23 protein-coding genes and 5 tRNA genes are annotated in these 22,890 nt (G+C 70.3%); 8 read left to right on the top strand and 20 right to left on the bottom strand.

The window, feature by feature from the left end; translation table 11 throughout:
• Nucleotides 1–23: 23 nt before the first annotated feature.
• Nucleotides 24–1,688 (bottom strand): DAK2 domain-containing protein, encoded by a 1,665-nt coding sequence (locus tag STRCI_RS28740; protein WP_269661859.1) that lies wholly within the window; start codon nt 1,686–1,688, stop codon nt 24–26.
• A gap of 269 nt (nt 1,689–1,957) precedes the next feature.
• On the opposite strand from STRCI_RS28740, the gene rpmB reads away from it, so the two are divergent.
• Nucleotides 1,958–2,143: a 50S ribosomal protein L28 gene (rpmB, locus tag STRCI_RS28735; protein ID WP_003993230.1), complete on the top strand. Its 186-nt coding sequence runs from the start codon at nt 1,958–1,960 to the stop codon at nt 2,141–2,143.
• A 98-nt stretch (nt 2,144–2,241) separates the two neighbouring features.
• On the opposite strand, the gene thiD is transcribed toward rpmB, so the two are convergent.
• Together thiD and STRCI_RS28725 are read right to left on the bottom strand one after the other, a co-directional pair.
• A complete protein-coding gene (gene thiD, locus STRCI_RS28730) occupies nt 2,242–3,036 on the bottom strand; it encodes a bifunctional hydroxymethylpyrimidine kinase/phosphomethylpyrimidine kinase (RefSeq protein WP_269661858.1) in 795 nt (264 codons plus the stop codon).
• Nucleotides 3,033–3,998 (bottom strand): thiamine-phosphate kinase, encoded by a 966-nt coding sequence (locus STRCI_RS28725; protein ID WP_015657599.1) that lies wholly within the window; start codon nt 3,996–3,998, stop codon nt 3,033–3,035. The genes thiD and STRCI_RS28725 overlap by 4 nt, the downstream gene beginning before the upstream one ends.
• 206 nt (nt 3,999–4,204) lie before the next feature.
• Here STRCI_RS28725 and STRCI_RS28720 point away from each other — a divergent pair, with 206 nt between their 5' ends.
• Together STRCI_RS28720 and STRCI_RS28715 are read left to right on the top strand one after the other, a co-directional pair.
• Nucleotides 4,205–4,438, top strand: coding sequence for an Lrp/AsnC family transcriptional regulator (locus STRCI_RS28720; protein WP_003997603.1), 234 nt, complete (start codon nt 4,205–4,207; stop codon nt 4,436–4,438).
• Nucleotides 4,439–4,458: 20 nt separating this feature from the next.
• Nucleotides 4,459–4,959 (top strand): DUF3515 domain-containing protein, encoded by a 501-nt coding sequence (locus tag STRCI_RS28715; RefSeq protein ID WP_269661857.1) that lies wholly within the window; start codon nt 4,459–4,461, stop codon nt 4,957–4,959.
• A 13-nt stretch (nt 4,960–4,972) separates the two neighbouring features.
• On the opposite strand, the gene STRCI_RS28710 is transcribed toward STRCI_RS28715, so the two are convergent.
• Genes STRCI_RS28710 through STRCI_RS28700 form a run of 3 tightly spaced genes read right to left on the bottom strand, consistent with a single transcriptional unit; the run spans nt 4,973 to nt 7,994 of the window.
• Complete coding sequence (locus STRCI_RS28710) at nt 4,973–6,130, bottom strand: D-alanine--D-alanine ligase family protein (protein WP_269661856.1); 1,158 nt, start codon at nt 6,128–6,130, stop codon at nt 4,973–4,975.
• 59 nt (nt 6,131–6,189) lie between these two features.
• On the bottom strand, nt 6,190–7,200 hold the full coding sequence (locus STRCI_RS28705; protein ID WP_269661855.1) for an NAD(P)H-dependent glycerol-3-phosphate dehydrogenase: 1,011 nt from the start codon (nt 7,198–7,200) through the stop codon (nt 6,190–6,192).
• Entirely contained in the window at nt 7,197–7,994 is a 798-nt protein-coding gene (locus STRCI_RS28700) for a lysophospholipid acyltransferase family protein (RefSeq protein WP_269661854.1), read from the bottom strand. Before STRCI_RS28700 ends, STRCI_RS28705 begins: the two co-directional genes overlap by 4 nt.
• A gap of 154 nt (nt 7,995–8,148) precedes the next feature.
• On the opposite strand from STRCI_RS28700, the gene cofC reads away from it, so the two are divergent.
• Both cofC and STRCI_RS28690 read left to right on the top strand, forming a co-directional pair.
• Nucleotides 8,149–8,787, top strand: coding sequence for a 2-phospho-L-lactate guanylyltransferase (gene cofC / locus STRCI_RS28695; RefSeq protein ID WP_269661853.1), 639 nt, complete (start codon nt 8,149–8,151; stop codon nt 8,785–8,787).
• Between the two features lie 69 nt (nt 8,788–8,856).
• A complete protein-coding gene (locus STRCI_RS28690) occupies nt 8,857–9,060 on the top strand; it encodes a hypothetical protein (RefSeq protein WP_269661852.1) in 204 nt (67 codons plus the stop codon).
• A gap of 78 nt (nt 9,061–9,138) precedes the next feature.
• Here STRCI_RS28690 and STRCI_RS28685 read toward each other — a convergent pair whose 3' ends face one another.
• The 4 genes from STRCI_RS28685 to leuC form a co-directional block, all read right to left on the bottom strand.
• Nucleotides 9,139–9,777, bottom strand: a complete 639-nt coding sequence (locus STRCI_RS28685) for an HU family DNA-binding protein (RefSeq protein ID WP_269661851.1) — start codon at nt 9,775–9,777, stop codon at nt 9,139–9,141.
• Nucleotides 9,778–9,914: 137 nt separating this feature from the next.
• A complete protein-coding gene (locus tag STRCI_RS28680; protein ID WP_269661850.1) occupies nt 9,915–10,148 on the bottom strand; it encodes an SCO5555 family protein in 234 nt (77 codons plus the stop codon).
• A 277-nt stretch (nt 10,149–10,425) separates the two neighbouring features.
• Nucleotides 10,426–11,019 carry a 3-isopropylmalate dehydratase small subunit gene (gene leuD / locus STRCI_RS28675; protein WP_269661849.1) on the bottom strand — a complete coding sequence of 198 codons (594 nt, stop codon included), beginning with the start codon at nt 11,017–11,019 and terminating at the stop codon, nt 10,426–10,428.
• 6 nt (nt 11,020–11,025) lie between these two features.
• On the bottom strand, nt 11,026–12,456 hold the full coding sequence (gene leuC, locus STRCI_RS28670; protein ID WP_269661848.1) for a 3-isopropylmalate dehydratase large subunit: 1,431 nt from the start codon (nt 12,454–12,456) through the stop codon (nt 11,026–11,028).
• Nucleotides 12,457–12,648: 192 nt separating this feature from the next.
• Here leuC and ndgR point away from each other — a divergent pair, with 192 nt between their 5' ends.
• On the top strand, nt 12,649–13,365 hold the full coding sequence (gene ndgR / locus STRCI_RS28665; RefSeq protein ID WP_007384919.1) for an IclR family transcriptional regulator NdgR: 717 nt from the start codon (nt 12,649–12,651) through the stop codon (nt 13,363–13,365).
• Between the two features lie 68 nt (nt 13,366–13,433).
• Here ndgR and STRCI_RS28660 read toward each other — a convergent pair whose 3' ends face one another.
• A complete protein-coding gene (locus tag STRCI_RS28660; RefSeq protein WP_269661847.1) occupies nt 13,434–13,952 on the bottom strand; it encodes a DUF4188 domain-containing protein in 519 nt (172 codons plus the stop codon).
• 87 nt (nt 13,953–14,039) lie between these two features.
• On the opposite strand from STRCI_RS28660, the gene STRCI_RS28655 reads away from it, so the two are divergent.
• Entirely contained in the window at nt 14,040–14,684 is a 645-nt protein-coding gene (locus tag STRCI_RS28655; protein WP_269661846.1) for a MerR family transcriptional regulator, read from the top strand.
• Nucleotides 14,685–14,732: 48 nt separating this feature from the next.
• On the opposite strand, the gene STRCI_RS28650 is transcribed toward STRCI_RS28655, so the two are convergent.
• The 9 genes from STRCI_RS28650 to STRCI_RS28610 form a co-directional block, all read right to left on the bottom strand.
• Nucleotides 14,733–14,805: transfer RNA gene (locus STRCI_RS28650), tRNA-Glu, on the bottom strand.
• Between the two features lie 29 nt (nt 14,806–14,834).
• Nucleotides 14,835–14,906 (bottom strand) — tRNA-Gln (locus tag STRCI_RS28645).
• A gap of 20 nt (nt 14,907–14,926) precedes the next feature.
• Nucleotides 14,927–14,999: transfer RNA gene (locus STRCI_RS28640), tRNA-Glu, on the bottom strand.
• A gap of 29 nt (nt 15,000–15,028) precedes the next feature.
• Nucleotides 15,029–15,101: transfer RNA gene (locus STRCI_RS28635), tRNA-Glu, on the bottom strand.
• Between the two features lie 21 nt (nt 15,102–15,122).
• A tRNA-Gln gene (locus STRCI_RS28630) sits at nt 15,123–15,194 on the bottom strand.
• Between the two features lie 91 nt (nt 15,195–15,285).
• Nucleotides 15,286–16,017: an HAD family hydrolase gene (locus STRCI_RS28625; RefSeq protein WP_269661845.1), complete on the bottom strand. Its 732-nt coding sequence runs from the start codon at nt 16,015–16,017 to the stop codon at nt 15,286–15,288.
• Between the two features lie 94 nt (nt 16,018–16,111).
• Nucleotides 16,112–17,596 carry a glutamate--tRNA ligase gene (gene gltX / locus STRCI_RS28620; RefSeq protein ID WP_269661844.1) on the bottom strand — a complete coding sequence of 495 codons (1,485 nt, stop codon included), beginning with the start codon at nt 17,594–17,596 and terminating at the stop codon, nt 16,112–16,114.
• The gene (locus tag STRCI_RS28615) at nt 17,589–18,365 is read right to left on the bottom strand and encodes a fumarylacetoacetate hydrolase family protein (RefSeq protein ID WP_269661843.1); all 777 of its coding nucleotides are present in this window, start codon (nt 18,363–18,365) and stop codon (nt 17,589–17,591) included. Before STRCI_RS28615 ends, gltX begins: the two co-directional genes overlap by 8 nt.
• Before the next feature lie 71 nt (nt 18,366–18,436).
• Entirely contained in the window at nt 18,437–18,625 is a 189-nt protein-coding gene (locus tag STRCI_RS28610; RefSeq protein WP_269661842.1) for a hypothetical protein, read from the bottom strand.
• Between the two features lie 567 nt (nt 18,626–19,192).
• Here STRCI_RS28610 and STRCI_RS28605 point away from each other — a divergent pair.
• Nucleotides 19,193–22,888 carry a sensor histidine kinase gene (locus STRCI_RS28605; protein ID WP_269661841.1) on the top strand — a complete coding sequence of 1,232 codons (3,696 nt, stop codon included), beginning with the start codon at nt 19,193–19,195 and terminating at the stop codon, nt 22,886–22,888.
• Nucleotides 22,889–22,890 lie beyond the last annotated feature (2 nt).

Here is a 22,890-nt window from a genome sequence, read left to right as displayed (position 1 = left end):
CGACCCCGGTGAGCAGGGGCCCGCTACTCGACCCCGATGAGCAGCAGTGCCCCTTGCCGCCCGCCCCGGTACACCACGGTGTCCACGGCGAGGTAGGACTCCCGCACGCGCGCTTCGAGGTGCTCGGCGATCCCGTCGGGCGCCTCGTCGCCGAGGACGAGGGTGACCAGCTCGCCGCCGGCCGCGAGCATGCGGTCCAACACGGTCTCGGCGGCGGCGAAGACGTCCGCGCCGATCACGGCGACATCGCCGTCGATGAGGCCGAGGACGTCCCCGGCCTGGCAGATCCCGGCCATGGTCCAGGACTGGCGTTCGGCGACGGCGACCTCGGCGTAGCGGGTGGCGCCGGCCGCCGAGGTCATCGCCACGACGTCCTCGTCGAAGCGCCGCTCGGGCTCGTGCACGGCGAGCGCGGCGATCCCCTGGACCGCGGACCGGGTGGGGATCAGCGCGACCCGGATGCCCTCCGCGCGGGCCTGCTCGGCGGCCGCGGCCGCGGTGTGGCGCAGGTCGGCGTCGTTGGGCAGCAGCACGACCTCCCGCGCGTGGGCCCGCCGTACGGCCTGCACCAGCTCCCCGCTGGCGGGGGGCTCCCCGGGGCGGGCGAGAACGGTGGTGGCGCCGGCCTCGGTGTAGAGCCCGGCGAGGCCCTGCCCGGGGACGACGGCCACGACGGCGCGCTGGGCGCGCTCCCGGGGCGGCCGCTCCGCGCCGGTGGTGTGGACGTCCCCGGCACCGAAGTGCGTGATCCGGATCCGGTACGGCCGTCCCGCCTCGACGCCCGCCTCCACGGCGGCACCGGCGTCGTCGACGTGCACATGGACGTTCCACAGGCCGTCCCCGCCGACCACGACCAGCGAGTCCCCGAGTCCGTCGAGCCGCTCCCGCAGCCGGGCCACGGCGGCGTCCTCGGCCTCCAGGAGGTAGATCACCTCGAAGGCGGGGCCGGCCCCCTCCGGGGACGCGCAGTCACCGGGGCTGTCGAGCGCCACGTGCGCGTGGACGGCGGTGAGCACGGGCTTCTCCCCCGTGAACGTCTCCACCAGCGCCGCGAGAACCGTGACGAGCCCGCGCCCCCCGGCGTCCACCACTCCCGCGCGCTCCAGCACGGCGAGCTGGTGCGGAGTGGCGGCGAGGGCGGCGCGCGCGCCTTCGTAGGCGGCCCGCGCGACCGACCCGCAGTCGCCCTCCGCCCCGTCGGCCGCGTCGGCGGCGGCCGAGGCGACGGTGAGGATCGTGCCCTCGACCGGGTGGGCGACGGCCTGGCGCGCGGAGTCGGCGGCCTGCCGCAGGGCGAGCCGGAGTCCGCTCGCGTCGGCGTGAGACGGGTCACTGTCGGCGGCCAGCACCTGGGCCATGCCGCGCAGGAGCTGCGCCAGGATCGTCCCGGAGTTCCCGCGTGCCCCTATCAGCGCGCCGTGCGACATCGCGCGCACGGCGTCGGCGAGGGAGGGCACAGATGGTCCGGCGCCCTGGGAGCCCGCCTCATGGCCGATGAACACCGCGTCCACGGCGGCCGCCGCCGACTCCACGGTCAGATACAGGTTCGTGCCGGTGTCCCCGTCGGCCACGGGGTAGACGTTGATCGCGTCGATCTCCTCGCGCGCGCGCCCGAGCGCTTCCAGCGCGAGGCCGCACCAGGTGCGTACCGCGAGAGCATCGAAGAATGTCTGCGGCACCTGCGCCACCTGCGCCTCCTTGAGCTGCCGACGAGCTGCCGACCGTGGGACGCAGCGTAGACCCAGGGGCCGGGTCCACCGGAAGAGGGCCGGGAGCGGTCCCCTGAGCAGGCATGGTAGTTTCGTTCTACTGGCGCAGCCGTTGTATGCTGCTCCGGTTGCCCGATCCAGATCGGGCCATTCCCCCTGGCAACGCCACTCAGATCTCTGATCCTGCGATCTCGATCCCGGCCTGCCGGGATCAACCGTAAGTGCATCTGAAGTCTTTGGAGTGACCCGTGGCTGCCAACTGCGACGTCTGCGGCAAGGGGCCGGGCTTCGGCAACAACATCTCGCACTCGCACCGCCGTACGTCCCGCCGCTGGAACCCGAACATCCAGCGCGTCCGTACCGTGGTCGGCGGGACGCCGAAGCGCGTGAACGCTTGCACCTCGTGCATCAAGGCCGGCAAGGTCTCGCGCTGACACATCGCTGAGCGCGCGGCCACTGCTGGTTCGCTGCACTGAGCCGGTCCACCTTCCGGTGGACCGGCTTTTTGCATGCCCTCAATGCCGCTTCAGCTTCAGCGCCTCTTCAGCGCCCAGGCGTGATCCACCGGCCCGATCCCGCCGCCGAGCGCGAACCCGGCGGCGATGGCCCCCGTGACGTACGCCTTGGCCGCCGTCACCGCCTCCGGCACCGCCCGCCCCTTCGCCAGCTCCGAGGCGATGGCCGAGGCGAGCGTGCAGCCCGTGCCGTGGGTGTGCCGGTTGTCGTGCCGCGGCGCCCGCAGCCAGTGCTCTTCGGAGCCGTCGGTGAGCAGATCCACGGCGTCGCCCGCGAGATGGCCGCCCTTGATCACGACCCAGCGCGGCCCGTAGGCCAGCACGGCCGCCGCGGCCCGGCGCAGATCGTCCTCGGAGTCGACGCGCAGACCCGTGAGTTGGGCCACCTCGTCGAGGTTCGGCGTCGCGACCGTGGCCACCGGCAGCAGCTTGGTGCGTACGGAGTCCAGCGCGGAGGCGGCCAGCAGCGAGTCGCCGTGCTTGGAGCCGCCGACCGGATCAACGACGGCGGGCGCGTCCGTGCCGCCGAGCAACTCGGCCACCGCCTCCACCAGTTCGGCGGAGGCCAGCATGCCGGTCTTCACGGCCTGGACGCCGATGTCGTCGACCACACTGCGGTACTGCGCGATCACCGCTTCCACGGGCAGCGGCCAGGCACCCTGCACACCCAGCGAGTTCTGCGCGGTGACGGCGGTGATCACGCTCATGCCGTGCACGCCGAGGGCCAGCATCGTCTTCAGGTCGGCCTGGATCCCGGCCCCGCCGGCGGAGTCGGAACCCGCGACCGTCAGCACCCTCGGCGGCGCGCTCACGACTCGATGTCCCCGAAGTGGTCCCAGCCGCCCTTGCTGGTCCAGGGCGCCCCGTCGACCGTCACCTGGGGCAGCGCCGAGGGGTTGAGGACCTCGCCGATGACCTTCCAGCGGGCGGGCAGCTTCACGTCCGGCGGGAAGGTCGCCACGATCGCGTGGTCCTCTCCCCCGGTCAGCACCCACTGCATGGGGTCGACGCCGACGGCCTGCCCGATGTCGTTCATCTGGGACGGGATGTCGATCGCGCCGGAGCGGATGTCGATCCGCACCTTGCTGGCCTCGGCGATGTGCCCGAGGTCGGCGATCAGCCCGTCGCTGACGTCGCACATGGCGGTCGCCCCGAGCCCGGCCGCGGCGGGCCCCGCGTGATACGGCGGCTCCGGGCGCCGGTGCGCCTCCACGAAGGCCCGCGGCGAGCGGAAGCCCCGGGACAGCACGGCGTACCCGGCGGCGGACCAGCCCAGCCAGCCGGTCACCGCGACTAGGTCGCCGGGCTGCGCGCCGGCCCGGGTGACGGGCTCCTGGTTGCGCAGATCGCCGAGCGCGGTGATCGACACCATGATCGAGTCGCCGCGTACGACATCCCCGCCGACCACGGAGGCGCCGGCCACCTGGCATTCGTCGCGCAGGCCGTCCATCAGCTCGGTCGGCCAGGTCACCGGAAGCTCGGCGGGGACGACCAGACCGAGCAGCAGCGCGGTCGGTACGGCGCCCATGGCCGCGATGTCCGCGAGGTTCTGCGCGGCGGCCTTGCGGCCCACGTCGTAGGCGGTGGACCAGTCGCGGCGGAAGTGCCGGCCCTCCACCAGGATGTCGGTGCTCGCCACGACCCTGCGGTCGGGCGCGGCGACCACCGCGGCGTCGTCGCCGGGGCCGACCCGGACCGCCGGGGTGGTGGTGAGACGGGAGGTGAGCTCCCTGATGAGCCCGAACTCCCCGAGCTCACCAACAGTGCCCTTCATTGCCCTTACGCCCCTTCTGTCCCTGTCCGTTCCCGGTCGCGTCTCTCTACTGTCCTCGATACGGTCGAGGTGACCGTCAACCACTGTCGTGCCTGCACCCCGGCGCGGGACCCCCGGCCCCCGCGGGTCTCCCCGTGACGAGCGACGACGCGATACCGTGGCGTTCCTTTTCCCCACATGATCCTCGTGGCCGCCCTGGAGGTTCCGTGGTACAGGCGTACATCCTGATCCAGACGGAGGTCGGCAAAGCGTCGACCGTCGCCGAGACGATCAGCAAGATCCCTGGAGTCATCCAGGCCGAGGATGTGACAGGACCGTATGACGTGATCGTGCGCGCGCAGGCCGACACCGTGGACGACCTCGGCCGCATGGTGGTCGCCAAGGTCCAGCAAGTGGACGGCATCACCCGTACTTTGACCTGCCCCGTCGTCCATCTGTAGCCCCCGTCTACCCTTGGCCGGTGAACTCTTTGCGTCACCGGCTCATCGGTCTGCCCGCGTTGGTCCTGTCGATCACCGTCGCGGGCTGCTCCTCAGCAGACGACGGCGGGTCGGCGACGGTTCCCTCCCCGGGCACGAAGGTCGCAGGGCTGTGTCAGAACCTGGACAAAGCGCTGCCCGCGAAGGTGGCCGGTGAGAGCCGCCGTGATCCCGAGCCCGCCTCGACGCTGACCGCGGGCTGGGGAAGCCCGGAGATCATACTGCGCTGCGGTGTGATCCGGCCGCCGAAGATGGTCGATCCGAAGGTGGCCGAGGGGGGCGACGCGGACGCGGTGGCCGGCGGCGTCAACGGCGTCGACTGGCTGATGGAGCAGCAGGAGGGCGGGGCATACCGCTTCACCTGCGCGAATCGGTCCGCGTATGTGGAGGTGACGGTGCCGGAGGGGGTCGACAGCTCGGCTGTGCTGATCGATCTGGCATCCGCCGTGAAGAAGGCGATCCCCGTAGGGATCGCCGACTAGGCCGCGCGGAGAGTCACCGCAGTCCGGTCGACCTGCGCAGCGCGGCCTGCACCAGGCGGTCCACCAGCTCCACGTAGCCGATGCCGGTCGCCTGCCACATCTGCGGGTACATCGAGATCGGCGTGAAGCCGGGCATCGTGTTGATCTCGTTGATCACGAACTCGCCGTCCTCGGTGAGGAAGAAGTCCGCCCGCACCAGGCCCTCGCAGGAGGCCGCGTCGAAGGCGTCCACGGCGAGCTTCTGGACCTCCGCGGTCTCCTCGGCGGTCAGCGGGGCCGGGACGATCCCCGGGGTCGAGTCGATGTACTTCGCCTCGAAGTCGTAGTACGCGTGCGCCTCGGGCGGCGGGATCTCCGCGGGCACCGAAGCGCGCGGGCCGTCCTCGAACTCCAGCACCCCGCACTCGATCTCACGGCCGCGCAGGGCCGCCTCGACGAGGATCTTGGGGTCGTGGCGCTGGGCCTCGGCGATGGCCTCGTCCAGGCCGGACAGGTCGTCCACCTTGGTGATGCCGATCGACGAGCCCGCGCGCGCGGGCTTCACGAACAGCGGCCAGCCGTGCTCACCGGCGAAGTCCACGATCCTCTTGCGGGCGGCCGGCTCGTCCTGCTGCCACTCGCGCGGCCGGATCACCACGTACGGGCCGACCTTGAGCCCGAAGGAGGTGAACACCCGCTTCATGTACTCCTTGTCCTGGCCCACGGCCGAGGCGAGCACACCCGCGCCCACGTACGGGACGCCGGACAGCTCCAGGAGGCCCTGCAGGGTGCCGTCCTCGCCGTACGGGCCGTGCAGGACGGGGAAGACGACGTCGACCTCGCCGAGCGCCTTGGGCACCGATCCCGGCTCGCTGTAGACGACTTCACGGTTGCCCGGGTCGACGGGGAGCACCACGGCGCCCTCGCTGGACTCGGCGAGCTCCGCGACGCTCGGCGTACGGCGGTCGCTGATCGCCATGCGCTCCGGTTCGTCGGCGGTGAGCGCCCAGCGGCCGTCCTGGGTGATGCCGATCGGCAGGACGTCGTACTTGGTCCGGTCGATGGCCTTGAGGACGGCGCCGGCGGTGACCACGGAGATCCCGTGCTCGGAGCTGCGGCCGCCGAACACGACGGCCACGCGCGGCTTGCGAGGCGGCTGCTGAGGGCTCTGGGGGCTGTTCTCGGTGCTCATATCGCGTTGAGAGTACCCGTTGGTACGGGCCTGATACAGCGCCCAGGAGCCTGCGTCGCTCAGCGTCGTTCGGGCTTCGCGCTGCGCGACATCAGCTCCTTGACGGCGACCACAGGGGGCTTGCCCTCGTGCACGATGGCGACGACCGTCTCGGTGATCGGCATGTCGACGCCGTGCCTGCGGGCCAGATCCAGCACCGACTCACAGGACTTGACGCCCTCGGCGGTCTGCTTGGTGACCGCGATGGTCTCCTGGAGGGTCATGCCCTTGCCGAGGTTGGTGCCGAAGGTGTGGTTGCGGGACAGCGGCGAGGAGCAGGTGGCCACCAGGTCGCCCAGTCCGGCGAGTCCGGAGAAGGTCAGCGGGTCGGCGCCGAGCGCCACGCCGAGCCGTGCGGTCTCCGCGAGGCCGCGGGTGATGAGCGAGCCCTTGGCATTGTCGCCGAGCCCCATGCCGTCCGCGATGCCGACGGCGAGCCCGATGACGTTCTTCACCGCACCGCCCAGCTCACAACCGACCACGTCCGTCTCGGTGTACGGCCTGAAGTACGGCGTGTGGCAGGCACCCTGGAGCCGCTGGGCGACAGCCTCGTCGGTGCAGGCGACCACGGCCGCGGCCGGCATCCGCGCGGCGATCTCCCGGGCGAGGTTGGGTCCGGTGACCACGGCGACCCGGTTCACGCCCACCTTGGCGACGTCCTCGACGACCTCGCTCATCCGCATCGCGGAGCCCAGTTCGACGCCCTTCATCAGGGAGACGAGGACCGTGTCCGGCGCGAGCAGCGGGGTCCACTCGGCGAGGTTGCCGCGCAGTGTCTGCGAGGGGACCGCGAGGACGGTGAAGTCGGCGCCGCGGGCCGCCTCGGCGGCGTCGGTGGTGGCCCGCAGGTTCTCCGGGAGTTCCACTCCGGGGAGGTAGTCGGGGTTCGTACGCGTGGAGTTGACCGCTTCGGCGAGTTCCGGGCGGCGCCCCCACAGGGTGACCTCGCACCCCGCGTCGGCGAGCACCATGCCGAAGGCGGTGCCCCACGATCCGGTGCCGAAGACGGCCGCCTTGACGGGCTTGCTCACTTGCTCTTCTCCTCGTGCCCGGCCTGCGCCTCGTGCCCGGTCTCCGTCTCGTGCCCGCTCTCCGCCCGGCTCCTGCGTCGCTGCTCGATCCGCTCCTGGCGCGGGTCGTAGGGCACGACGGGCGCCTGCTCACCGCGGAGCTCCTCCAGCAGGCGGGTGATGGCGGCCATGATGACCTCGGTGGCCTCCTTCAGGAGGTCCGGGGTCATCTCCTTGTCGTAGAAGCGCGACAGGTCCACGGCCGGGCCCGCGAGCACGCGCGAGGTCTTGCGGGGAAGGACGTTGAGCTTCTTCGCGTACGGCGGCAGCAGTTCGTTGGCGCCCCACTGCGCGACCGGGATCACCGGGCACTTGGTCTGCAGGGCCACGCGCGCGGCGCCGGTCTTGCCGGTCATGGGCCACTGGTCGGGATCGCGGGTGATGGTGCCCTCGGGGTAGAAGGCGACGCATTCACCGCGGTCCACGGCGTCGATCGCGGCCCGGAAGGCGCTGAGCGCGTCCGTGGTCTCGCGATAGACGGGGATCTGACCGGTGCCGCGCATGAAGGAACCGATGAATCCCTTCTTGAAAAGTCCGCTCTTGGCGAGGAATCGCGGAACGCGGCCGGTGTTGTACTGAAAGTGCGCGTAGGCGAAGGGATCGACGTGCGAATTGTGGTTCACCACGGTGATAAATCCGCCGTGGGCCGGAATGTGCTCCATTCCGCGCCAGTCCCGCTTGATCAGTACCACCAGCGGTGGTTTGGCGATCACCGCTGCCAAGCGATACCAGAAGCCGATTCTGCGGCGGGGCACGCGGACACCTTCCTCTAGGGCCTGGGGGGCCGCACAAGTGTCGCCCCGGGCCGACCGTCTGTCGAGAACACCGTACGCCCCACTGACCGGACCGCCAGATGGCCGATGTGAAAGCCGGGTGACAATGGCCGCGACAAGAGAGGTACGAACGCGCGTGCAGTGGACCTTGGTCATACCCCTGAAGCCTCTGGCGCGGGCCAAGAGCAGGCTCTCGGACACGGCGGCCGACGGGCTGCGCCCGGCTCTCGCCCTCGCCTTCGCCCAGGACACCGTGGCGGCGGCGCTGGCCAGCGCGGCGGTCCGGGATGTGGCAGTCGTCACGGACGACGACCTGGCCGCCAGGGAGCTGGCCGCACTGGGCGCCCGGATCGTCCCCGACGAGCCGGGAGACGGCCTGAACGCGGCGCTGGCGCACGGTGCGGCGATCGTACGCCGGTCCCGCCCCGAAAGCGCCGTGGCGGCTTTGAACGCGGACCTTCCCGCACTGCGCCCGCTGGAATTGGCCCGGGTACTGGACTCGGCCGCGCAATTCCCCCGCGCTTTTCTGCCCGATGCAGCAGCAATCGGCACGACACTGCTGACCGCCGCACCGGGCCGGGAATTGCACCCCGAGTTCGGCCCGGATTCCCGCACCCGCCACCGTGCCTCAGGGGCCGCGGAACTCCCCCACACCGATGTCGATTCGGTACGCCAGGACGTGGACACCGGCAACGACCTACGGGCGGCGCTGGCACTGGGCGTAGGCCCCCGGACGGCAGAAGTGACGGCACAACTCCTGATCGCGGGCCTGTAGCTCCCCAGGGGCGCGGCAGTCGACCGACAACAGATCCCCCCACGACCTGTGCGGCGTACGCTGACCCCCATGCAGGCCACCGCATACACGTACGACCCGCACACCAGGAGCGGACAGGTCCTCCTGGACGACGGCACCCCCGTCCCCTTCGACACCGCGGCCTTCGACGCCGGCGGGCTGCGCCTCCTGCGCCCCGGACAACGCGTGCGCATCGAGACCGAGGGCCCGAAGGAGCAGCTCCGCATCACCCTCGTCACGCTGCAGACCCTGTAAGCCGGACAAGCCCCCAGAACGCGCCGCGGGCCGGACTCCCCAGGGAGTCCGGCCCGGCGCGTGAGTACCCGTGCGCCCCTACCTCTTGCGGGCGGTGGTCTTCTTGGCGGTGGTCTTGCGGGCCGTCGACTTCTTGGCCGGGGCCTTCTTGGCGGTCGCCTTCTTCGCGGGCGCCTTCTTGGCCGTCGCCTTCTTGGCGGTCGTGGCCTTCTTCGCGGTGGTCTGCTTCGCGGCCGCCGTGGTCTTCTTCGCGGTCGTCTTCTTCGCCGTGGTCTTCTTCGCGGCCGCCGTGGTCTTCTTGGCCGCCGTCTTCTTGGCGGTCGTGGCCTTCTTCGCGGTGGCCTTCTTCGCCGCGGCCTTCTTGACCGTCGCGGAAGCGCCGCCGGTCAGGCTGCCCTTGGGCGCCTTCTTCACGGAGACCTCGCCGCCGCGCGGGAGCTTCTTCGAGCCGCTCACCAGGTCCTTGAAGCCCTGACCCGCACGGAAGCGCGGAACGGAGGTCTTCTTGACCCGAACCCGCTCGCCCGTCTGGGGGTTACGGGCGTACCGGGCGGGGCGGTCGACCTTCTCGAACGATCCGAAGCCGGTGACGGAGACCCGCTCACCCGAGACGACCGCGCGGACGATCGCGTCCAGTACGTGGTCGACAGCATCGGCGGCCTGCTGACGGCCGCCCATCTTGTCGGCAATCGCTTCTACGAGCTGCGCCTTGTTCACGTCTTCCCCTTCGGAGACATCGCCAGAACGAAAGTGTTCAAGCTTTTTCGCACGTTAGGCAGATATATACCGCAAATCAAACACGAAACGGGCTTATCACCCTTGTGCCGCAACGGATTCGGCGCTCTACGGAGCTCTCAGCGTTCCTCGTCGTCGGGGAGTCGACCCGCGTCGAGGTCTGCCGTGAACGCCTCCAGACGCCTTGCCGCATCGGCGAGATCGTGCTTGGCCGCGGCCGTAATGACCAGCAGCTTCCGGGTCAGCGCCATCCGTACGCCCTCCGGGACTTGCAGTGCGCGCACTCTTGTGTGCGCTTCCTTGAGTTGGTCCGCGACCGCCGCGTAGAGCTGGAGTTGGCCGTCGTGTTCCATGCACAGATTGTGCCATCTGGGGCGAGTTGTCGCCTGCTCAGGGTGCAACTGCCGCCTCAAACGGCCTTCCGAGCACGCGCGACGGTCTTGGCCTCAAGGCTCGCCTACCCCGACAACACCCCTCCTAACGTGGGAAGTTGTGCGCGGCGACCGGCGCGCGCGGAGCCGTTCGGGTGCAGACGCAGCTGTACCCCCGATCGGGCTGATCGGGGGTACGGCGGGGGTGTTTCGGTGGCCGAATCTCGACCTGTTCAGTTGCTCCGGAGACCGTCCGGCGTCACGCCTGGAGCGTCTGCGGCTTGTACGACGGCCGCTTGGCCTCGTACGTGGCGATGTCGGCCTCGTTCTGGAGGGTGATGGAGATGTCGTCCAGGCCGTTCAGCAGCCGCCAGCGGGAGTTCTCGTCCAGCTCGAAGGAGGCGGTGACGCCCTCGGCGCGCACCTCGCGGTTCTCCAGGTCGACGGTGATCTCGGCCTCGGGGTTCTCCTCGGTGAGATCCCACAGCGCGTCCACGATCTTCTGCTCCAGAACCACCGTGAGCAGGCCGTTCTTGAGCGAGTTGCCGCGGAAGATGTCGGCGAACCGGGAGGAGATGACGGCCTTGAAGCCGTAGTTCTGCAGCGCCCAGACGGCGTGCTCACGGGAGGACCCGGTACCGAAGTCGGGACCCGCGACCAGCACCGTGGCACCCTGCCGCTCGGGCTGGTTGAGGATGAACGACCCGTCCTTGCGCCAGGCCTCGAACAGCCCGTCCTCGAAACCGTCCCGGGTCACCTTCTTGAGCCAGTGAGCAGGGATGATCTGGTCGGTGTCGACGTTGGAACGGCGCAGCGGGACGCCCCGGCCGGTGTGCGTGGTGAATGCTTCCATGACTTCTCAGACTCCAGCGGGCGTACGGGGCTCGGCGTCGGACAGGTCGGCCGGGGAGGCCAGGTGGCCCAGCACGGCGGTGGCGGCCGCGACCTGCGGCGACACCAGATGCGTACGGCCGCCCTTGCCCTGCCTGCCCTCGAAGTTGCGGTTGGAGGTGGACGCGGAGCGCTCTCCGGGGGCCAGCTGGTCGGGGTTCATGCCGAGGCACATCGAGCAGCCCGCGTGCCGCCACTCGGCGCCGGCCTCCTTGAAGACCACGTCCAGGCCCTCGGAGACGGCCTGCAGACCCACCCGCGCGGAGCCGGGGACGACCAGCATCCGTACGCCGTCGGCGACTTTGCGGCCCTTGACGAGTTCGGCGGCGGCGCGCAGGTCCTCGATGCGGCCGTTGGTGCAGGAGCCTACGAAGACGGTGTCCACCTTGATGGAGCCGAGCGGCTGACCGGCCTCCAACCCCATGTATTCCAGGGCCTTTTCGGCGGCCAGGCGCTCCGAAGCGTCTTCGTACGAAGCAGGATCGGGGACGGACGCCGAAAGCGGCGCGCCCTGACCGGGGTTGGTGCCCCAGGTGACGAACGGCGACAGTTCGGCGGCCTCGATGACGACCTCGGCGTCGAACTCGGCGTCCTCGTCCGTCTTCAGGGTCTTCCAGTACGCGACGGCCGCGTCCCAGTCCTCGCCCTTGGGGGCGTGCGGACGGCCCTCCAGGTAGTCGAACGTGGTCTGGTCGGGGGCGATCATGCCCGCGCGGGCACCGGCCTCGATCGACATGTTACAGATGGTCATCCGGGCCTCCATCGAGAGCTTCTCGATGGCGGAGCCGCGGTACTCCAGGACGTAGCCCTGGCCGCCGCCGGTGCCGATCTTGGCGATGATCGCCAGGATGAGGTCCTTGGCAGTGACGCCGTCGGGCAGTTCGCCGTCGACGGTGATGGCCATGGTCTTCGGGCGGACCAGCGGCAGCGTCTGGGTGGCCAGCACATGCTCGACCTGGGAGGTGCCGATGCCGAAGGCGAGGCCGCCGAAGGCGCCGTGCGTGGAGGTGTGGGAGTCGCCGCAGACCACGGTCATACCGGGCTGGGTCAGGCCCAGCTGCGGGCCGACGACGTGCACGACACCCTGCTCGACGTCGCCCAGCGGGTGCAGCCGCACACCGAACTCGGCGGCGTTCTTGCGCAGCGTCTCCAGCTGGACCCGGGAGACCGGGTCGGCGATGGGCTTGTCGATGTCGAGGGTCGGGGTGTTGTGATCCTCGGTGGCGATGGTCAGGTCGAGCCGGCGGACCTGGCGACCGCTCTTGCGCAGGCCGTCGAAGGCCTGCGGGCTGGTCACCTCGTGCAGCAGGTGCAGATCGATGAAGAGGAGGTCGGGCTCGCCCTCGGCGCGCCGGACGACGTGGTCGTCCCAGACCTTCTCCGCGAGTGTCCTACCCATCGCTTTCCCTCCGGCCGGCAAAGGTGTGCCCGGCCCAACTAGAGATCTTCCGGAAGCGGCGCCCGCACCCCTGGATTCACCGGGCAGCCGCCGCCAGGCCCGTTGGTCTGCGGGCCGCTGTGTCTCCAAGGGTTGCGCGTCTCACGAAAAAAGGAACTTGCGTTTCACAGAGTGAGACGTGAGTATCGTTTCATGGACAACAGTAGCGGCGTCGGCGTTCTGGACAAGGCAGCCCTTGTCCTGAGCGCCCTGGAGTCCGGGCCTGCCACCCTCGCGGGGCTTGTGGCGGCCACCGGACTCGCACGACCCACGGCCCACCGGCTGGCCGTGGCTTTGGAACACCACCGTATGGTGGCGCGCGACATGCAGGGCCGTTTCATTCTCGGTCCTCGGCTTGCGGAGCTGGCCGCGGCGGCCGGCGAGGACCGTCTCCTCGCCACGGCGGGCCCGGTGCTCACCCACCTCCGTGACATCACGGGCGAGAGCGCCCAGCTCTACCGCCGCCAGGGCGACATGCGCATCTGCGTCGCCGCGGCGGAGCGCCTGTCCGGCCTCAGGGACACGGTCCCGGTCGGCTCGACGCTCACGATGAAGGCGGGCTCCTCCGCCCAGATCCTCATGGCCTGGGAGGAGCCCGAGCGCCTGCACCGCGGCCTCCAGGGCGCCCGCTTCACGGCGACGGCCCTGTCGGGCGTACGGCGCCGCGGCTGGGCCCAGTCGATCGGTGAGCGCGAGCCGGGCGTGGCCTCGGTCTCCGCGCCCGTGCGCGGCCCCTCCAACCGCGTCGTGGCCGCTGTGTCGGTCTCCGGGCCCATCGAGCGCCTGACCCGCCACCCGGGCCGGATGCACGCGCAGGCGGTCATCGACGCCGCCGCCCGGCTCTCCGAGGCCCTGCGCCGCACCGGCTGACCTCCGGATCACGCCGAGGAGGGCCTGCCTCAACGCCGCGGCAGGCCCTCCTCGACTCCCCCCTTGGGTCAGGCAGTCTCCTTCTCCGCCCCGGCCGTGCGGTGCGCGTACCGGTCCTTCGCGGTGCGCCCGCGCCGCTCCAGCGGCACCTGCCCGTGCGCCGCCGCGAGTCCGAAGGCCGGCATGTCCGCGTAGATGGACTCGTACGAGCCCTCGGGCACCACATAGGCCTCGTGCCAGAGCCCCACGTGCCCGCGCGCCTTGCCCGCGCGTTCCTTGCGGTTGATGATCGACCACGCCTTGTGGTGCAGCATCCGCGGCGAGTGCGCGTAGGCGTAGAGCTTCTCCTTGGACTCCCAGTACTGCACCACGTAGTACGTCCGCGGCGACGCGGTGAGCAGGACGTGGCTGAGCAGGCCCTGGCCGCGGTCCTTGCTCAGCTCCCGCAGCATCCGCGGCATGGCCACGGCCACCGGCAGCCAGTGATGCACCGCCCAGAAGCGGTTGATGCGCATCCCGATGAGCAGGACGACCACATCGCCCTTGGCATCCGCGGTCGTGCGCTCCAGCACCGGCTTCGCCACCATGACGACCTCTCCCCGTTATTGGATAGCTGAACTATCCTTTTGGTCGGTGCTTGGATAGTGGCACTGCCCAAGGAAAGGCGTCAAGGGATGCGGCTGGCCGAACTCAGCGAGCGCAGTGGTGTGTCCACCGCGACGATCAAGTACTACCTGCGCGAGGGGCTGTTGACGCCGGGCCGCCAGATCAACGCGACCACCGCCGAGTACGACGAGGAGCATCTGCGCCGGCTGCGGCTGGTGCGCGCGATGATCCAGGTCGGCCGGGTGCCGGTGGCGACGGTCAGGGAGGTGCTCGGCCATGTCGACGACGACTCCCTGCCCCGCGCGATGCGCCTGGGCGCCTCGGTGTGGGCACTGCCACAGGTGCCGGAACCGGACGCCGACGACGAGTTCGTGCGGGGCGCGCGGGCCGCGATGGAGGAACTGCTCGCCCGGCTGGGCTGGTCCCACGCGCAGTCCCTGACCACGATCTCGCCGTCCTTCCGCTCCCTCGTGGTGGCGGCGGCCGCGCTACGGCGGATCGGCTACGAGTGGAGCATCGAAGGCCTTGTGCCCTACGCCCGGCTGATGCACCAAGTGGCCGAGCTGGACATGGAGTTCATGGAGTCGCATGTGACGGAGTCCGAGAAGGCGGAGGTCGCGGTGCTGGGCGTGGTGCTGGTCGAGCCGATGCTCAGGGCGTTGCACCGGCTGGCCCAGGAGGAGGAGTCCTCGCGGCGGTACGGCCTGGAGTAGGCAACGCGAAAGGCCCTCCACCGCGAGGTGAAGGGCCTTTGCCGGAAGTACCCCCGACCGGATTCGAACCGGCGCTACCGCCTTGAGAGGGCGGCGTGCTAGGCCGCTACACAACGGGGGCGTTGGACACTGCGTTTCCGCAGGTCCGAGCTGGTCTACCTGGACTCGAACCAAGACTAACTGAACCAGAATCAGTCGTGCTGCCAATTACACCATAGACCAATGTGGTTTAGACCAGTCAGTACCCCCGACCGGATTCGAACCGGCGCTACCGCCTTGAGAGGGCGGCGTGCTAGGCCGCTACACAACGGGGGCCCTAGCGATCATCGCGAAGGAGATCACCGTACCCCCGACCGGATTCGAACCGGCGCTACTGCCTTGAGAGGGCAGCGTGCTAGGCCGCTACACAACGGGGGCGTTGCAGATAAGCTCTGCGAGCTGGCCTACCTGGACTCGAACCAAGACTAACTGAACCAGAATCAGTCGTGCTGCCAATTACACCATAGGCCACTGGAACGCAAGCCCCAGAGGGGTTCTTGTTCTAGCTTGCGCCTCCGTTCACCGGCCTTTCGGCCCGCTCCTCGGCGGCGCAGAAAGAACATTACCCGAAGGTGGACGGGGCTCCAAAACGGGTATCCGCGCCGAGGATCGCGGGGAGTTCGGCGAGGGTGCCGATCCGGTGCGGGCCGACGGGTGCGCCGGCGCCGGCCGACACGGTGCCGCGATCGATCCAGACGGACAGCAGCCCGGCGTCGGCGGCGCCCCGCCCGTCGATCTCCGGATGGTCCCCGACGTACGCCACCTCGTGCGGCGCCAGCTCCAGTGCGGCGCAGGCGGCGAGGAACGCCCCGGCCTCGGGCTTGGAGACGCCCAGTTCGGCGGCGCACAGGACGGCCTCGAAGCGGTCCCGCACGCCGAGCAGGCGCAGCTTGCGGTCCTGGACGTGGATGCTGGAGTTGGAGAGCACGGCGTGCCGATGGCTGGCGGCGAGGCTCTCCAGTGCCGGCAGGACGTCCGGGAAGAGCGCCCAGGCGGCCTCGTAGTGCGCCAAGTACCGCTGGAACCAGTCATCGGCCTCGGCGTCGCTCAGCTCCGCGTCCAGGAACACCCGCACCCGGTCCCGCCGCTGCCCCTCGAAGCTCGCCTCGCCGGCCGAGAACCGCGCCCACTGCCGGTCGGTGATCTCCCGCCAATGGTCGAGTGCCTGCTCCGCGGTGCCGTACCGGCTCATCAGCCCCTCGGTCACCAGATGCGCCCGCATGCCCTCACGGTCCGCGGTCGTGTAGTCGAAGAGAGTGTCGTCAACGTCCCAGACCACGGCGCGAATGCTCATGGTCCGACCGTAACTCCGGGGCGGTGCGCGCGTCCCGGCAACGCCGGAGGGGCGGCCCCGTTCTCCGGGTGCCGCCCCTCATCTGTGGTTCAGGTCACGCGGTGAGCTTCGCCAGCGCCGCGTCGACGCGCGCCAGCGTCGTCTCCTTGCCCAGGACTTCCAGGGACTCGAAGAGGGGGAGACCGACGGTGCGGCCGGTGACGGCGACGCGGACCGGGGCCTGGGCCTTGCCGAGCTTGAGGCCGTGGGCCTCGCCGGCGGTCAGGACGGCCTCCTTGAGGGACTCCGGGGAGGTCCAGTCCGCCGACTCCAGCTTCTCGCGGGCCGTGCGGAGCAGGGCGTCGGAGCCCTCCTTCATCGCCTTCGTCCAGGACGCCTCGTCGAAGACCGGCTCCGCCAGGAACAGGAAGTCGACGTTGTCCGTGATCTCCGAGAGGACCTTCAGCCGGGTCTGGGCGTGCGGGGCGATCGCCTGCCACTTCGACTCGTCGAAGTCCTCCGGGGCCCAGGGGGCGTGCGGGGCCTTCAGCCAGGGGGCGCAGCGCTCGGTGAAGTCCTTCACGTCGAGCATGCGGATGTGGTCGCCGTTGATCGACTCGCACTTCTTCAGGTCGAAGCGGGCCGGGTTGGGCTGCACATCGGCGATGTCGAAGGCCGCGACCATCTCGTCCATCGTGAAGATGTCCTGGTCGGCCGAGAGCGACCAGCCAAGCAGGGAGAGGTAGTTGAGCAGGCCCTCGGGCAGGAAGCCGCGCTCGCGGTAGAGGTTGAGGGACGACTCGGGGTCGCGCTTGGACAGCTTCTTGTTGCCCTCGCCCATCACGTACGGCAAGTGACCGAAGGCGGGGACGCTCTTGGCGATGCCGAGCTCCAACAGCGCCTTGTACAGGGCGATCTGACGGGGCGTCGAGGAGAGCAGGTCCTCGCCGCGCAGGACGTGGGTGATCTCCATCAGGGCGTCGTCGACCGGGTTGACGAGCGTGTAGAGAGGGGCGCCGTTCGCGCGGACGATGCCGTAGTCCGGGACGTTCTCCGGGGTGAAGGTCAGCTCGCCGCGGACCAGGTCGGTGAAGGTGATCGTCTCGTCGGGCATACGGAAGCGGACGATCGGCTCGCGGCCCTGGGCCCGGTACTCGGCGACCTGCGCCTCGGAGAGGTCGCGGCAGTGGCCGTCGTAGCCCGAGGGCTTGCCGGCCGCGCGCGCCGCCTCGCGGCGGGTGTCCAGCTCTGCCTGGGAGCAGTAGCAGCGGTAGGCATGGCCGCCGTCCAGGAGCTTCTGCGCGACGTCCTTGTACAGGTCCATGCGCTGCGACTGGCGGTAGGGCGCGTGCGGGCCGCCGATCTCGGGGCCCTCGTCCCAGTCGAAGCCCAGCCAGCGCATCGAGTCCAGCAGCTGGTTGTACGACTCCTCCGAGTCGCGGGCCGCGTCGGTGTCCTCGATGCGGAAGACCAGGGTGCCGCCGTGGTGCTTGGCGAACGCCCAGTTGAACAGGGCGGTGCGGACCAGGCCCACATGGGGGTTGCCGGTCGGCGACGGGCAGAAACGGACGCGGACGGGGGAGGCGGGTGCGCTAGCCACGCTTGACAACCTTGTTGGTGAGAGTGCCGATGCCTTCGATGCTGACGGAGACCTCGTCGCCGACAGCCAGGGGGCCGACCCCGGCGGGGGTGCCCGTGAGGATCACGTCGCCGGGGAGCAGCGTCATGGCCTCGGTGATGTTGACGATCAGGTCCTCGATCGGGTGGATCATCTCGCTGGTGCGGCCGAGCTGCCGCTGCTGTCCGTCGACCGTGAGCTGGATGGTCAGGTCGGAGGGGTCCAGGTCGGTCTCCACCCAGGGGCCCAGCGGGCAGGAGGTGTCGAAGCCCTTGGCCCGGGCCCACTGCTTCTCGCGCCGCTGTACGTCGCGGGCGGTGATGTCGTTGGCGCAGGTGTAGCCGAGGATCACGTCCTTGACGCGGTCGCGCGGGACCTCGCGGCACATCCGGCCGATCACCACGGCCAGCTCGGCCTCGTGGTGCAGTTCCTCGGAGAAGGAGGGGTACTGGATCTCGTCGCCGGGGCCGATCACGGAGGTCGACGGCTTGAAGAAGGCGAAGGGCGCGTCCGGGACCTCGTTGCCCAGTTCCTTCGCGTGCTCGGCGTAGTTGCGGCCGAAGGCCACGACCTTGTTGGGGAGCACCGGGGGCAGCAGCCGCACCTTGCTCAGCGGGACCTTGGTACCGGAGAGCTCGAATTCCGCGAACGGGATGCCCTTGATGATGTCGAGGACGAGTTCATCAGGCTTGTCGCCCTCGACCGCGCCGAAGGCGACGTTCCCGTCGATGGAGAATCTGGCGATGCGCACGAGGCCCCTTTTGAGCGGCTGAACGTCTGACGCTCCAGGCTAACGCGGCAGGGGCGGCGCACCGCGCGGGATTACTCCGCGGCGGTGGCGGCGAGGGGCATCTCGTCCAGGACCGTGCGGCGGGGGTTGGCCGTCTGGGCCGGGACGTCGACGGAGTACTCCGGCCGCTCCGGGGTGCGCAGGTCGTCGGCGCCGTCAAGGTGGGCCAGCGTGGTGCGCCGCGGGTTGGCTATGGTGCGGATCATCATCGTCGTCTTCACGGTTGTACGCAGCCCTGTTCGTGTGCGGTCGGAGAGTTGGCAGATCGCGCCCTCTTGTAAAGCGCCAGGCTAAACATCCGTTTCCCAGGGAAAGTCGTGAAGACCCCATGATCTGCGTGTGAGTTTGCTCACGGGCTCGGACATAAACCGGTCAAATCAGGCCCACAACCCACCCTAACGAAACGGACATTAGCGACCTGAAGCCCTCATTCCGCTCCTGATCATGAGGACTGGGACACCCCCCGCCCCTAAGCAACTCGCTCCAATAAGTCCGTTATAGGGTGGATCACTTTCTACGTCGGGTGACTCGGCACTCACAAGGTGTCACGTAGGTCACGGCTCGGTCCACGGCCCTTGTTGGAGATCCTGCACTGTGCTGGAATTCCACGGACCGCCGCAGGTTCGTACCGGCGCGCAGGGCGCAACAGCGCCGAGTGGCGGCGGAAGGGGGAGCCAGCGCCGGTCACTCACGACCATCAGGGGACGTAATTCAGGACGTCTCCTAATACGCCGACACCGTCCTGTCCGTTCATTCGGAGGGGGCCTGGTCCAGAGGTTGCGACGCTAGTGCAGGGACGATTCAAGAGGGATGGCAGTGCTTCGGCGGAGCCGGAGCTGCACGGCGGGACTGGCCCCAATGCCGGCAGTCCCTCGCCCCAGCACGCCCAGAACCCGGGCTCGGCCGCGTCCGCTGACGGCGCCACGGCCGCCTCGGGTCCGGCGAGCCCCACGAGCCCGGCGGTCAAGCCGCCCAAGGGTCCGACCAACCCGGGTCCGCGAATAGCCCTGCGCAACTGGCGTATCTCCACGCGCCTGGTGTCGCTGCTCGCTCTCCCCGTGGTCGCGGCCACCTCGCTGGGCGCTCTGCGTATCAGCGACTCCATGGACGACATGCAGCAGCTCGACAACATGAAGCTGCTGACGGACATGACCAAGCAGGCCACCGAGCTGGCGGCGGCGCTCCAGGAGGAGCGCGACCAGTCCGCGGGTCCGCTGGCGCACGGCGAGAAGTCGACCGGCTACACGGTCAAGGGCTACACCGACAAGACCGACCGGCTGCGCGAGAACTTCATCGAGTCCGCCGAGGAGGTCGACACCTCCGACGGCAACCTCCAGGGCGTCCACGACACCCTCGTCGGTGTCGTCCGTGACCTGCGCACGCTCAGCGGCATCCGCCGTGACGCCTACCAGGCCGAGGGCAACTCCACGCAGACGGTCGAGGCCTACCACCGGCTGATCGAGCACCTGCTGGACCTCTCCCAGGACATGGCCGAGGCGACCAGCAACCCCGACATGATCCAGCGCACCCGCGCGCTCGCGGCCTTCTCCTCCGCCAAGGAGTACGCCTCGATCCAGCGCGCGGTGCTCGCCGCGGCCCTGCCGGTGAACACCAAGGCCACCGGCGACCTCTCGGACAATGACCGGCTCTATGCCCAGTCGGCGCTGGCCAGCCAGACCTCCGAACTCGCCAGCTTCAAGGCGATCTACGGCGGTGAGGGCGCCGCCGAGCTGCTCAAGCCGGTCGAGGAGGGCAACTCCACGATCCAGGCGTCCGACACCTATGGCGACCGCGCCATCACCAGTGGTCTGGCCACGGTGGACCGGCGATCGTACAAGGACTGGGTGGACGACAGCTCGATCAAGATCGAGCAGATGGGCAACATCGAGCGCACGCTCCTGGAGCAGATGGAGCAGAAGGCCCGCGAGCTGCGCAACGAGTCCGAGCGCGACGCGATCATCTCCGGTGCGCTGATCCTGCTCGTGCTCGGTGTGTCCCTGGTCGGCGCCTTCGTCGTGGCCCGCTCCATGATCCGCTCGCTGCGCCGCCTGGAGGAGACCGCCACCAAGGTCGCCGCCGACCGACTGCCCGAGCTGGTCAAGCAGCTGTCCGAGTCCGACCCGCAGGACGTCGACACGTCCGTGGAGTCGGTCGGTGTGCACTCCCGGGACGAGATCGGCCGAGTGGCCGCGGCCTTCGACGACGTGCACCGCGAGGCCGTCCGCCTCGCCGCCGAGCAGGCCCTTCTCCGGGGCAACGTCAACGCGATGTTCACCAACCTCTCGCGCCGCTCCCAGGGTCTTATCCAGCGTCAGCTGTCGCTGATCTCCGAACTGGAGTCCCGCGAGGCCGACCCGGACCAGCTGTCCTCGCTGTTCAAGCTCGACCACCTCGCCACCCGCATGCGCCGTAACGGTGAGAACCTCCTCGTTCTCGCCGGTGAAGAGCCCGGCCGCCGCTGGACCCGTCCGGTCCCGCTGGTCGACGTGCTCCGCGCCGCCGCGTCCGAAGTGGAGCAGTACGAGCGCATCGAGCTGGCCTCGGTGCCGACCACCGAAGTGGCCGGCCGAGTGGTCAACGACCTCGTGCACCTGCTCGCCGAGCTGCTGGAGAACGCGACCTCGTTCTCCTCCCCGCAGACCAAGGTCAAGGTCACCGGTCACGCGCTGCCCGACGGCCGCGTCCTGATCGAGATCCACGACACCGGTATCGGCCTCTCCCCCGAGGACCTCGCGGCGATCAACGAGCGGCTCGCCTCGCCGCCCACCGTGGACGTCTCGGTGTCCCGCCGCATGGGTCTGTTCGTGGTCGGTCGTCTGTCCCAGCGGCACGGCATCCGCATCCAGCTGCGCCCGTCCGACTCGGGCGGTACCACCGCGCTGGTCATGCTCCCCGTCGACGTCGCCCAGGGCGGCAGGAAGCCCGCTCCGGGCAAGCCCGGCCAGGGCGGTCCGTCCTCCGGCGGTCCCGCCGCCGCGCAGGCCGCCGCCGGTGCCGCCGCCGCGCGTCGGCAGGGCGGTGCCATGGGTGCCGGTTCGCCGAGCGCGGGTGCTCTCGGTGCCGGTGGTGCCTCGGGCGGTCTGCTCGGTGCCGGTCAGGGACCGCGCGCCGCGCTGCCCGGCCGTGATTCCGGCGGCCGTCCCGGCGCCCCGCGTGGACCGCAGGCTCCGGCCGGGTCCCCGCAGGGCCGGCAGGCTTCGCAGTCCCCCTCGGGCTTCGGGCAGGCGCCCGGCGCGCCGCAGGGCCTCCAGGCCGCGGGCTCCGGTGCCGCGGACGCCTTCGGTGGGCGTCCCACGGCATCCTCGGCCCAGGGCCAGGACGCCTTCGGTGGCGGCCGTCCCACGCCGCCCGCCCCGCAGCAGTCCGCGAACAGCAAGGCCGAGCAGGGCGGTGGCCGGCGCAGCCGTCGGCCGCAGCTGCCGGGCACCCGCCGTGGCCCCCGGGCCGAACTGCCGGGTACCGGTGCCGGTCAGCCGCGCACGCCGAGCTGGAGCGACGAGAACGCCCAGCCGCCGGTGCCGCGCGCCGCGCTGGACACCCCGCGCGGCCATGACGAGCAGGACCCGGCGCAGACCTCACGGATGCCGCGGATCGACGACCGTCAGGGTCCGGCCACGACGGCCGAGATGCCCGCGGTCCCGCGCGGCGACGGCCGCCAGGCCCCGTCGTACGACTCCCCGCAGAACACCGGCCAGTACCAGCGGCCGAACGTTCCGCAGGGTCAGCAGACGGGCGAGTACGCCCGCCCGGACCTCTACGGCCCGGCGGGCAACCAGTCCACGGGGCAGTTCCCGGCTCCGCAGGGCTACAACAACGGCTCGGCGCAGGGCTACGACAGCAGCTCGACCGGGCAGCACTCGCTGCCGGGGCAGCAGAACCCGTCCACCACGGGCCAGTTCGAGCGGCCCCAGGCGGGCGGCCCGGCCGACTACAGCCCCCCGCGGCCGCCGGCTCCGCCGCGTCCGCAGGCCCGCCCGACCCGTCCCGAGCCCGAGGCGCTGCCGCCGGCCGGACCCGGTGACGGACGGACACCGCTGTACGACACCCTGGAGACCAACTGGTTCCACGGCCAGCAGCAGGCACAGCAGGGCCACGGGCAGCAGCCCAACGGCTCGGCGCCCGCTCCGGCCCAGGCACCGCAGTCCCAGGCCCCCCACACTCCGCCCGCTCCGCAGCGCCCGGCCGCCACCGGCACCTGGCGCAGCTCGCCGAACGACGACCTCGTCCGGCAGGCGGAGCGGGTCCGCCAGCCGGCCGCGGGCGGGGTGACCACCTCCGGCCTGCCCAAGCGGGTACCCAGGGCGAACCTCGTCCCGGGCACGGCTCAGCAGCAACAGCACCAAGCCGGTCCGCAGGTCTCGCGTGCGCCTGATGACGTACGCGGTCGGCTGACCAATCTCCGTCGGGGTATCGCGCAGGGTCGTCAGGCCGGCAACGGTCAGACCGGCAGCTTCCCGAGCCCCACTCACCAGCAGGAGCGTTAGTT

The sequence above is a fragment of the Streptomyces cinnabarinus genome (assembly GCF_027270315.1).
GTDB lineage: Bacteria > Actinomycetota > Actinomycetes > Streptomycetales > Streptomycetaceae > Streptomyces > Streptomyces cinnabarinus.
The sequence above is the reverse complement of the archived record's forward strand: the minus strand, read 5'-3'. Positions and strand labels throughout refer to the sequence as shown.